Origin of the sequence: Flavobacterium faecale, from assembly GCF_003076455.1 — a bacterium.
Taxonomy (GTDB): domain Bacteria; phylum Bacteroidota; class Bacteroidia; order Flavobacteriales; family Flavobacteriaceae; genus Flavobacterium; species Flavobacterium faecale.
The window spans coordinates 4,148,616-4,159,523 of the sequence record NZ_CP020918.1; the positions used below are offsets into that span (position 1 = coordinate 4,148,616).

Consider the following 10,908-nt stretch of genomic DNA (forward strand, 5'->3'; position numbering starts at 1 on the left):
CGTAGTCGGTTTTTATTTTAAACCTTATTGATTCTTTAACGTCTAAACTGTAGAAATACTTTATTTTAGCCTAAACTTTTATAATTCTGAGACAAATCTCTTACATAACATTGTTGATTTACTACACATTAGGAGTGATTTGCCTTCCACTAGGCAACTTTTCTACTTTGGTGAGACTTCCTGCTATGTATGATCATTGTCAAGCTACAGAAGATCCTGATTTGGATTTAGCTGATTTCGTTTTTGAACATCTTATGAACTTGGATGGCATTTTCGAACCACATGAACAAGAAGAAGACGGCGACAAGCCCCACCAAATCGTTGATTATTATCAAAGTAATTCGGTTACTCCATTAAAAGAAAAAATACCGGTTTTTGAATTTAAAAATACATCTGTTGTTTTTTCATTCGATAAAAAACCAACCTCTATTTACAAAAACCAGCTGTACTCCTACCATCCTGGTTATTCGATATTTCGACCTCCAATAGTATAATTTCATTTGTTCGTTTTTAGATTATAATTAAGATAATTATCTATTTTACAAAAAAATGAAAAAACAACTTTATATATGGGCCTTATTGCTAACTGCAATATGCCAGAATAGTTGTGCGCAGGTGATAACAGCAGTTGATAGTATGGTCGTGGTTCCAACCAAAAGTAAACCATTCAATTACAAACAATTCATACTGCCCGTTACTTTGATGACCTACAGTATCATTGGTTTGGAAAGTGAATCGATCAAATCTATCAATTCAGGGCTGAGAGAAGAGATTACAGAACACATTGATAAGAAAATCACAATTGATGATTTCTCACAATATGCACCTGCTCTAACCGTATATGCGCTCAACAACCTAGGAATAAAAGGTCAACACAATCTGAGAGATCGCTCTATAATTTTGGCTACCTCCTATTTACTGATGACTTCGGTGGTTTTGCCTCTGAAGAACATATCGCACATTGAGCGACCGGACGGAAGTTCGTATAATTCTTTTCCATCAGGACATACTGCAACAGCCTTTGTTGGTGCCGAATTTTTATGGCAAGAATACAAAGACGTTTCTGTTTGGTATGGGATATCGGGCTATATTGTAGCGGCAGGAACAGGAGCTTTTCGGATTTATAACAACCGTCACTGGTTAACGGATGTCACAATGGGTGCCGGAATCGGTATTCTATCCACCAAAATTGCGTATTGGACTTTTCCGTATATTAACCGAATGTTCCAAAGGAAAAACAGTCAAAATACTGGAATGATTTCGCCATTTTATAATGGAAAACAATTAGGAATCGGAATGATTCTAAACACAAAATAAAAACAAGTATGAAAAATATATTTATAAAAACAATGCTGCTCCTGTGTCTCCTGACACAATTTTCATGGGCACAAACCAAAACCGCAACTGTCTCGGGATTAATCAAAGATGGTACATCAAAAAGCAGTTTACCCTTTGCAAATGTAGTGCTCAAGACCAATAAGCAAGCCTTTGTTATGGGAACAATCAGCAATGAACTGGGACGTTTTACGTTGACAAATGTAAAAAGCGGAAATTATGTACTCGAAATATCATCAATAGGCTTCAGTACACACCAACAAGAACTGTATATAGGTACTTTGTCTGATTTTTTAGATTTAAAAAGTATCGAATTGGTTGAAAACGTTAACTCTTTGAATGAAGTAATTGTAACATCAAAAGCGCCAGCCATTAGTAATGCAATGGATAAAAAAACCTTTTCGGTTGCAGATAATATTTCGCAATCCGGAAGTTCTGTTTTACAGGCGATGTCAAACTTACCGAGTGTAACCGTTACAGATGGAAAAGTACAACTGCGCGGAAGTGACAAAGTGATGGTGTTGATTGACGGTAAACAAACTGCTTTGACAGGATTTGGTAGTCAAAGTGGCTTGGACAACATTCCAGCTTCGGCAATTGAAAAAATCGAAATCATCAATAATCCGTCTGCGAAATATGATGCTAACGGAAATGCCGGAATAATCAATATCATCTATAAAAAGAATAAGAAAGAAGGGTTTAACGGAAAAGTTGGTCTAACGACAGGTCTTGGTGCTTTGTGGGTACGTAAAGAAAATTTACCTACCATTCGGCCACAGTATACCATGACGCCAAAGATCAACCCTTCCGTTTCTTTAAATTATAGAAAAAATAAAATTAATGCATTCTTTCAAGGGGATTATTTGTACACCGAAACATTAAATAAAAATGAGTTTATCACCCGTACCTATGATAACGGTGATATTATCAACTCCCAATTAAAAAGAAACAGAAACACCCATTTTACTACTATAAAAACGGGACTAGATTACACGATTGATGACCAAAATACATTGACCGTATCTGGAATGTTTGGTAGCGAAAAAATTATTGACCGCGGAGACCAGCCCTTTTTTAACGCCGATTTCTCTGAGAGAAGAAGGCTGTGGCAATTTTTGGAAGACGAACTAAAGACTACCGTTATGGCATCTGTAGCGTACCAACATAAATTTAAAGAGGCTGGAAGGTTGCTGAATGTTGGTCTGAATTATACCTTTCACCGTGAGGACGAAAAATATTTTTATGATAACATTTTAATCGGATCTACAGGAACCGATTCGTTCAAACTCCTGTCAGATGAAACGGTTTACGACTTTAATTTGGATTATGTAGAACCATTAAAAAATGGACGTATTGAAACTGGAATCAAATTTAGAAAAAGAGATATTCCGACCAATATGGATTTCATGCCTGGGCAAAACTCTGTAATTGATGCCAATGCCGGAGGACCTGCTACATACAAAGAATTGATTCCTGCCGTTTATGGAAATTATGTTTTTGAGAGTATAAAATGGGAAGCCGAATTGGGATTGCGATTGGAATATGTAGATTTGAATTATGAAGTGAATCCAAATCACAATACGTATAAAAGTGATGGCTACCATTATACACAACCATTTCCAAATATGAGGTTGGCTTACAAAATAAACGATAACAATAAGGTGTCGGCTTTTTTTAATCGAAGAGTAGATCGTCCTAGTGAAGTCGATATTCGAATTTTCCCGAAGTATGATGATGCCGAGATTATCAAAGTCGGTAACCCTGCTTTGAAGCCACAATTCACCAATTCCCTTGAATTAGGTTTTAAAACCACATGGGAAAAGGGAAGTTTGTACAATGCGTTGTACCACCATTTTGCAGATGGTACCATTACCAGAATTTCGAGCACCGTAGCAGGTAGCGATATTATTTATGCTACTTTTCAGAATGTAAATAAAAGTTACAATACCGGAATCGAAATGGTACTGTCGCAAGAAGTAAGTAAATTGTACCGCTTTAACGTGAACGTGAACGCCTATCGCAATCAAATTAATGCCTTTACGGTGGAGAATAAATATCCAACTACGCACTTATTTTCGGCGGACAAACAAGTGTTATACTCTGGTAATTTGAAATGGAATAACAACTTTCATTTTGGCAAAAAAATAGATGCACAACTTACTGCCGTTTATTTAGCACCAGATATTATTCCGCAAGGAAAAATAAAGTCGCGTTATTCTGTAGATTTTGGAATTAAAAAATCGGTTCAAGATGGAAAAGGAGAATTTTTCATCAACGCCACCGATTTATTCAACACCATGGTAATCAAGAAAAAAGTACAAGGAGACGGATTCTTCTATACAAGCAATGATTATTTTGAAACTCAAGTAATCAGGCTAGGATACAATTATAAATTCTAATCTTAATTAATTAGTAACAAAGCCTTTAGAACAATAGTTTTAAAGGCTTTTTTTATATAAATTTGCAAAATATAATGGTTGTTTTCAAAAGCAAAATAAATACCACTTCAAATTAAAAAGTACTACAGTTTATCTTTCGATAGAAATACTACTACTTTTTAGATCTCATTCTGAAGAGACACCTACAACATCTTTTTCGAATAAAATTTTGCACTCCCCAGATCGCACTAATTACAATTGACCGAGTTTTTTGACTAGGCTCTGCTGTAGTTTCAATTTTGAATTTAATTATTATATTCTTATTCACTATGAAAAAGGCAATCAAAATAGTATTGATCAGCATGACGGGTTTGGCTTGTAGCGAATTATACAGTCAAAACAATAAAGCTATTGTTACCACAGAAACTCGAAAATTACTTTATTATCAAGTTGAAGAATATGTCAATTAAAGTTTTGGTGGTACAAAAACAAGTTATACTGTCTCTGATTTAAGTTTAATCAGTAGTGACGAACTTGGTCCCAATAATGTGCGCACCATCACTCCCGTGTATAAGAAAGAAACATTTACCGAAAAAAAATATCCCACTCTAGCTACTACAAATTCTGTGATAATAGATCCAGACGCTAAAGAGGAATCCAGCGGAAACATATCAACGGCAGTAAGTTATGAACCGAACAAAGTTTCCAAAACTGTCGTAACTCCTGTAGAAAATAATAGTAGCGAATCTACTCCAAAAAAGGCAGAAGCAATCAAGACAGCTGTTACAGAAAAACCAAAAGTCATTGTTGCGAACAAAACTGTTGCAGAACCTAAAAAGACAGCAGTAACTAAGACTGCGACTGAAGCTAAAAAAGAAGTAATCATTGCCACAAATAGCTCGCAGAAAACAACTCTTTCTCCTAGTATAAAAAAAGAAGCAGTTACAAATACAACTGAAACGACCAAAGTTGCAGAGCAAAAACCATTACCTTCAATTTCAAAACCTACCTTAACAGCTGTTGTTTCAAAACAAGAAATGGTTCAAACTACCTCAAAGCCTATTGAAGCTGCAATTGAAAAACCAACTTCTAAAAGCAGTCCAGTAATCGAAGAAAAGAATGTAGTAACGACTGAAGTTGCAAAACCGAATGTTCGTAATTTGACTCCTGTTTTGAAGCTAGGTGATAAAGGTGCAAAGAATGGTGCAAGACCAGTTTTTACACCTGTTGGAAAAATTGAACCAACTGCAAAACAAATTGAAGAAAAAAAGGTAAATGAATATGTTCAAACAAATGAAAAGTACAATGAAGTTGATGAAGAGGCTGAAAAAGCAGCATTAAATGTATTAATTTCGAATATTAAAAAAGAAGAACGCAGAGAAAACGGAGAGAAAGTTACCGCTGTGTATGTGAACATTATTGAGACTTATGAACGAGTAGCTGAAAAAGGATACCGTTCTGCCTACTTGTTTAGAGTTATTGCCGATTCCTTTTACTTTAGTGGAAAAATGGACAAAGCTGCGAGATGGTACAACGAATTGTTTGGAATAAAAACTAAGCTAGAGCCCGTGTATTATTATCGATATGGTGCTACATTGATAAAGACAGGAGAAACCGAAAAAGGTAATGCCATGATTGAAAAATTCAGTGAACTTGAACACCAGTAATAAAAAAATAATTGGAGAATCTAAAATAGCGCCTTTGTAACACACTACTAGGAGAAAAATGACCAATTAAAAAAACAAGTCTTTCAATCCTGTATGAAGTATGCCTTACTTAAGTTCGAGTGAAGTCGAAAACCGCATATTACAGCTCGACTACACTCGATTAAACCCTGCTTCCACTTCCTTTTGATTAATTTTCGAGAACTAAATATCCCTGTAAAACCCTTTTTTGACTACTCCTCTACTATGTCGCAATAGGTGAAAAATATTCGCTCTAGTATTCTACTATTTACTGTACTCTTCTAAAAAAGTAAAGCGAGGCATCAATTTTCCTTTTTGTGTAATTTGAGCACATTCTAGAATTCCGTCCTTATCCTCATTAAAAAAGGCTGGCATAATATGCTGAATAAACATTTCGCCAAAACCTACGCTAGCATCCCTAGGCAGTTCACTTGGTAAATTACTAACTGCCATGACAACAATTGCAGCAGGATGAAAAACGTCCACTTCTTTGTTCTCTGATGGCAAATAACCATAAAAAGGTTCATCAACCGTTGAAGATCGTATTGTGCTTGCGATTGGTCCGTCAATATCACAGGAAATATCACCAATCACTTTAATATTGCTGTTTTTTGATTGTAACATTTCTCGAGACAAAATCTCTGGAGAACCCGGTGCATGAAAATGCCCCGAAACATACATTTCTGCTACCTGGCTGTATTTTTCAAAATCAGATTCGTGTGCCGATGGGTTCTCTTTAAAATCTAAAAAATCAAATGCATTACCCTCTTTATGCTTGTAATAATCTGAGACTGCCAATTGCGTAAAGACAGACTGCGCGTATTTTTTGGTTAAAAAATGATCTGGAGCTACTTCCTTAATTTTGATTTCTTCTAGGATTTCTTTTATTCCGTTGCTCACTTTTCCTTTACCTGTGATTACGATTTTTAACGGAGGTAATACCAATCGTTTTAAATGTCTAATGAGCTCCTCTTTACCGCTCAAAGTGGATGCTTTTGGTAATTTAAACAGTTCGAACTTTTGACCAAAAGCACGAAAACTATTGTAGATACCCACATAACCCGCGTATTGCCCAAAGCCAATTAACCTTCGATTATTTGCATCTACCATGGTCTCGAAATCAAACAAATTTATGTTTTTTCGAATAATAGACTGTAGCATTTCACGATTGTGCGCTTGCTTTTTTATCGTGTGAGAGAAAAAGATATAGGATTTATAGGCCATCAAATCATCAGCTGGAATTTCCTTGACACCAATCAAAGTGTCGCAGTCGCTTAGATTATCCACTACTTCAATACCTGCAAATTGATATTCTTCGTCTGTAAAAACTCTGTCTTTGGAGCTTTCTACAACAACAGAAAAATTTGGATACGCTAACTTAAGCTGCGCCAAAGCATCTGGTGAAAAAATAACTCTTCGGTCTGGCGGATTCTTTCTTTCTTTTAATATTCCAAATTTCATATATAATAGTATTGTATCATTAATTTTATTATCCTTTCATCACCTTTTAAAGTATAATAGGATCTTGTCTTTTTTTTTATTCGAAAATAATATCCAAAATAGGCCTCCAAACCAATTTTCAGCTCACAAACAGTGAAGTATTGAACCTCAACTCAATAGCTTTTTACAAATTTGTTTTCGAAAATAAAAACTTAAATGTAACCTAAATAATTATATCAAAAGATATCGATTCTTTATATTTGTGACTCTAGCACCATTATGATGATTCTTATAAAAAAAACAAATATACCACAATTACTTTTGCTCTTTTTCCTTTTTACATCATGTAAAGGAAAGAATGATGGTGATTATGACACAGCTGAAGGAGCAAATATAAAAAAGGAATTCGCTTTGAAGGAAGGTCCAAAATTAACTTCCGAATTTATCAACAATAAAAAAGCGGCTATTGATCGTTTTTACAACAAAAACTGGCCCAATAACAGTATGAATGGTGGTTTTTTGGTAGCCAAAAATGGTCAGATTATTTATGAAAAATACGAAGGAATAGCCAATAAAAAGACCAATACTGCTATGACTAGCACAAGTGCGCTTCATGTAGCCTCTGTATCAAAGGTTATTACAGCTACTGCTATTTTGAAATTGGTAGATCAAAAAAAACTGGCTTTAGATCAAAAAGTAACCACGCTGCTGAAAGGTTTTCCTTATCCAGATGTTACGATAGAAACATTATTAAATCACCGTTCTGGTATTCGAAAATATTCCTATTTTACAGATAAAAAAGAAGTTTGGGACGGTCACAAAATTTTGACAAACCAAGATATCTTGACGCTTTTAAGTTCAAAAAAAATAACTTTAGAATACAAAACAAATACTCATTTTAGTTATTGCAATACTAATTATGCGCTTTTGGCTTTGATTATCGAAAAAGTGACAGGACAGAAATATAAAGATGCCATGAAAACCATCATTTTTAAACCCTTGGGAATGAATGATAGTTACGTATTTGATTATGACAAGGATCGTCAAACCGCAAATCCGTCGTACAAAGGCAATCTTGTACTCTATGGTTGGGATTTTTTAGATGCTATCTATGGTGATAAAAACGTGTACTCTACACCTCGAGATTTATTGAAATTTGATATGGGCCGAAATGATCTCGAATTTTTTAATCCTGCATTATTAAAAAAAGCGTTTACCGGATATAGCAACGAACGTCAAGGAACTCGTAATTATGGTTTAGGAATGCGCATGATTAATTGGCCGACAGGTCAGAATTTTTATTTCCATACAGGCTGGTGGCATGGTAACACGTCTATGTACGTCACATTACCGCCAGAAAAAGTAACCATTATTGCTTTGTCTAATAAATTTACAAGAACTACTTATCAAATTAAAAATTTAGCACCTTTGTTTGGCGATTATCCGTTTGATGTGGCTAAATCTGAAACTGAGGAATGATTTTTGCTAAATAAAAAGTAGAACTAATTTGTAGTTCGGTTAAAAAGAATATCTTTGCACACGCAATTTTTTGCATCATACTGGGGTCGACTGGTTTTGACAGCAAGTCGAATTGAAAAGTAAGCAGGCCGAGCATTGAGACCTTGCTCGTTAATATAAGATCTCACCATTTTAAACGGCGAAAATAACTACGCTTTAGCTGCATAATCCGAATTATAGTACGATTACGCCACGTTCCTATCAGATAGGAAAGCTGGATTCTCCTTGAAAGCCTTGGTTTGTGGCGTTCTATTCAGGAGAACCGTAAAAATAAACCTAGATTTCCATGAGCTTCGGGTGGATTTCAAAATTAAGAAGATAAGTAATAAGTGGCTGTTTCTGGCCTAGCTTGTTATCGAAAATCCAATCAGGAAATAAGCCCGTAGAAAGCCTTTTAGTTGCTTGTTTGGACCCGAGTTCGATTCTCGGCGACTCCACAAAAAACCCTGTAAACAGCTTGTTTACAGGGTTTTTTATTCATAACATACTAAATAAATACTGCTCAATATACCTATTTATGCTTTTCTTGTCATCTCGAATCAAGCATTTATCGCACCTATTGCATCTAAGATATACGGAAACTCTCAAGCCATTGTTATTAACCTTTATACTGATAGCAAGAGTAACTCTAGCTTTTGCTATAAAATAGTGCAATGGACCTGTTCTTTAGTAAATAATTCCAAGTAGATACCACCTATTTCACTACTATTGGTATAAAATTTCACTCTTATTTTTATTGTTTCAGCTTCTAATAAGTTACGAATTTTGGCAAACTATCGTTTTTTATTCAAATTATGTACTATTTTTATGGGATCGATATGCTAGCAATTAGATAAAGAATTATAATGGAAATGGTAGCTACAAATGCACAACAATAACATGTTTAAATCTTATTTTATACTACTTTATTTTTTAGTTAGTTGTCATGGAGTCAAAAGGTCTACTTTGCACAATTCCAAAGGAAATAAACAAGAAAAATATAAAGACGTCAATTTAGATTCAAATTTGCTTTTAAAAACTAATGGTATCTATATTGCCTCTTCTGATGAATATTTCAAATATGAAGCAGCAAACTATTCCAAAATTTATTCTTCAAGAGGTCATCCAGCACTTAAGGGATTAATACCTGCAAAAGACACAATCGTCTACTTTACCAGATATTTTTATTATCATTTTTTTAAGAATGGAACTTGGAGTAATTCTGGAGGTTTTTATAGCAAAGAAGAAATGATAAATTTTTATAAAGGTAAAATTAGCGAAAGCTCTCCAAATATTTATAAAATTTGCGAAGATACATTAAAATTAAAAAGTTATAATTCTTATCGAAGAAAAAAAGAATTTTTCAAAGTAATTGTTAGAAAAGACACAATATTAGTATCTGGATTTAAAAATAGACATAGCTTTACCACATACACTTTTTTAGAGCTTTAGGTTCTAACCAACTTTCTATTTTTGATAAAATGTTAGCATAAAAAAAATTAAAATTTAAAGAAATAATTTTATATCATGAAGAAATCAATTTTATATTTTCTTTTATTCGTATGTATTTATAATCAAAAAACATACAGTCAAATTTTAGAATTTAAAGATTTTGACGATGTTTTCAAACAAGAATTATTACAAGAAAACAATGCTCTAAAAGAAAGAATTAGTCATTTTCCACAAGCAGCCAAGGATATTAACGCTTCCATTTCCTCTGCAGTAAAAATGAAGGATTTTGATAAAGCGATACTCTTAGCCAATCAATTAGATCAATTAATGCCCAAAAACGCAGATGTAAAAAATTTTAAGGCAAAAATGTTCCTAAGAGTTCAAGATTATGATGATGCAGTACATTTATTTTCAGAGGCGATAGCTTTAGAACCAAAAAATAAGTGGTTTTATGTAAGCAAAATAGGAGTATTATCGCAAATAAATAATTTTGATGATGCAGTTAAAACAGCAGATGAATTGATCAAATTATATCCAAATTGGAGTTTTGCCTATTTTTTAAAAGCAACTATTTTCGCAAATAACAATCAGGATGATTTAGCCGAAAAAGAATTTGATACCGCCTTGACTAAAGAGCCAAAAAGTGCAATGATTTATGTTAATCGAGGTGATTTATTTTTAAAAAAATCTAATATCAACTTAGCAATAGAAAGTTATCAAACCGCTTTAAAATTACAGCCTACATATATTTTGGCCTCCGATAGAATTACCTCTGTATCGAACTAATTTTAATCGAACTAAATATTAAAACTAGAGTAAGTATTTTTGGTGATGAATTTCCTCGTTTATTCAAACTTGTAATTCAATAATAAGCATAAATGCAGTCTACTTTTTCAGTGTTGAATTCTTTGCCTAAAGAATTTGTAAATTTCCCCATCTGTAAAGAAAAATTAATCCTATTAAGTCCATAGCCGTTTGAATATTAAACATTCTCAATAGTATCGAAGTTAATTTCGAAACATCCTGCGATCACCACTTAATATTATGTTGATCGATCTCAATCAGTTATTTGAACCTATAAACAAAAACGCAGATTTTAGTCAATCGCTACGACTGATTCA

Annotated in this window: 9 protein-coding genes and 1 other RNA gene; 9 read left to right on the plus strand and 1 reads right to left on the minus strand. The window is 33.8% G+C overall.

All coding sequences use genetic code 11. The features are described 5' to 3' along the window. Positions 1-185 precede the first annotated feature (185 nt). The 5 genes from FFWV33_RS17390 (at position 186) to FFWV33_RS17405 (ending at position 5,380) form a co-directional block, all read left to right on the plus strand. Complete coding sequence (locus FFWV33_RS17390) at positions 186-494, plus strand: hypothetical protein (RefSeq protein WP_159086067.1); 309 nt, start codon at positions 186-188, stop codon at positions 492-494. Between the two features lie 55 nt (positions 495-549). Continuing rightward, positions 550-1,317 carry a phosphatase PAP2 family protein gene (locus tag FFWV33_RS17395; protein WP_108742079.1) on the plus strand — a complete coding sequence of 256 codons (768 nt, stop codon included), beginning with the start codon at positions 550-552 and terminating at the stop codon, positions 1,315-1,317. A gap of 8 nt (positions 1,318-1,325) precedes the next feature. Continuing rightward, a complete protein-coding gene (locus FFWV33_RS17400; RefSeq protein WP_108742080.1) occupies positions 1,326-3,734 on the plus strand; it encodes a TonB-dependent receptor in 2,409 nt (802 codons plus the stop codon). Positions 3,735-4,042: 308 nt separating this feature from the next. Next, positions 4,043-4,183, plus strand: a complete 141-nt coding sequence (locus FFWV33_RS19350) for a hypothetical protein (protein ID WP_159086068.1) — start codon at positions 4,043-4,045, stop codon at positions 4,181-4,183. 156 nt (positions 4,184-4,339) lie between these two features. After that, positions 4,340-5,380: a tetratricopeptide repeat protein gene (locus FFWV33_RS17405; RefSeq protein WP_159086069.1), complete on the plus strand. Its 1,041-nt coding sequence runs from the start codon at positions 4,340-4,342 to the stop codon at positions 5,378-5,380. A gap of 282 nt (positions 5,381-5,662) precedes the next feature. Here the strand turns inward: FFWV33_RS17405 and FFWV33_RS17410 are convergent, their stop codons facing one another. Beyond that, positions 5,663-6,859, minus strand: coding sequence for an NAD(P)-dependent oxidoreductase (locus FFWV33_RS17410; RefSeq protein WP_108742082.1), 1,197 nt, complete (start codon positions 6,857-6,859; stop codon positions 5,663-5,665). A gap of 261 nt (positions 6,860-7,120) precedes the next feature. Here FFWV33_RS17410 and FFWV33_RS17415 point away from each other — a divergent pair, with 261 nt between their 5' ends. From FFWV33_RS17415 to FFWV33_RS17430, 4 genes are all read left to right on the plus strand, one after another. Beyond that, positions 7,121-8,317 carry a serine hydrolase domain-containing protein gene (locus FFWV33_RS17415; RefSeq protein WP_108742600.1) on the plus strand — a complete coding sequence of 399 codons (1,197 nt, stop codon included), beginning with the start codon at positions 7,121-7,123 and terminating at the stop codon, positions 8,315-8,317. Between the two features lie 82 nt (positions 8,318-8,399). Then, positions 8,400-8,796, plus strand: a transfer-messenger RNA (tmRNA) gene (gene ssrA, locus FFWV33_RS17420). Between the two features lie 505 nt (positions 8,797-9,301). Next, positions 9,302-9,787, plus strand: coding sequence for a hypothetical protein (locus tag FFWV33_RS17425; protein WP_108742083.1), 486 nt, complete (start codon positions 9,302-9,304; stop codon positions 9,785-9,787). Between the two features lie 75 nt (positions 9,788-9,862). Further along, the gene (locus FFWV33_RS17430; RefSeq protein WP_108742084.1) at positions 9,863-10,573 is read left to right on the plus strand and encodes a tetratricopeptide repeat protein; all 711 of its coding nucleotides are present in this window, start codon (positions 9,863-9,865) and stop codon (positions 10,571-10,573) included. Positions 10,574-10,908 lie beyond the last annotated feature (335 nt).

Excerpts from the sequence above, each read along its gene's own strand:
- FFWV33_RS17400 (WP_108742080.1), top strand. The coding sequence starts at position 1,326 with ATGAAAAATATATTTATAAAAACAATGCTGCTCCTGTGTCTCCTGACA.
- FFWV33_RS17410 (WP_108742082.1), bottom strand. The coding sequence starts at position 6,859 with ATGAAATTTGGAATATTAAAAGAAAGAAAGAATCCGCCAGACCGAAGA.
- FFWV33_RS17395 (WP_108742079.1), top strand. The coding sequence starts at position 550 with ATGAAAAAACAACTTTATATATGGGCCTTATTGCTAACTGCAATATGC.
- FFWV33_RS17430 (WP_108742084.1), top strand. The coding sequence starts at position 9,863 with ATGAAGAAATCAATTTTATATTTTCTTTTATTCGTATGTATTTATAAT.
- FFWV33_RS17390 (WP_159086067.1), top strand. The coding sequence starts at position 186 with ATGTATGATCATTGTCAAGCTACAGAAGATCCTGATTTGGATTTAGCT.
- FFWV33_RS17415 (WP_108742600.1), top strand. The coding sequence starts at position 7,121 with ATGATTCTTATAAAAAAAACAAATATACCACAATTACTTTTGCTCTTT.
- FFWV33_RS19350 (WP_159086068.1), top strand. The coding sequence starts at position 4,043 with ATGAAAAAGGCAATCAAAATAGTATTGATCAGCATGACGGGTTTGGCT.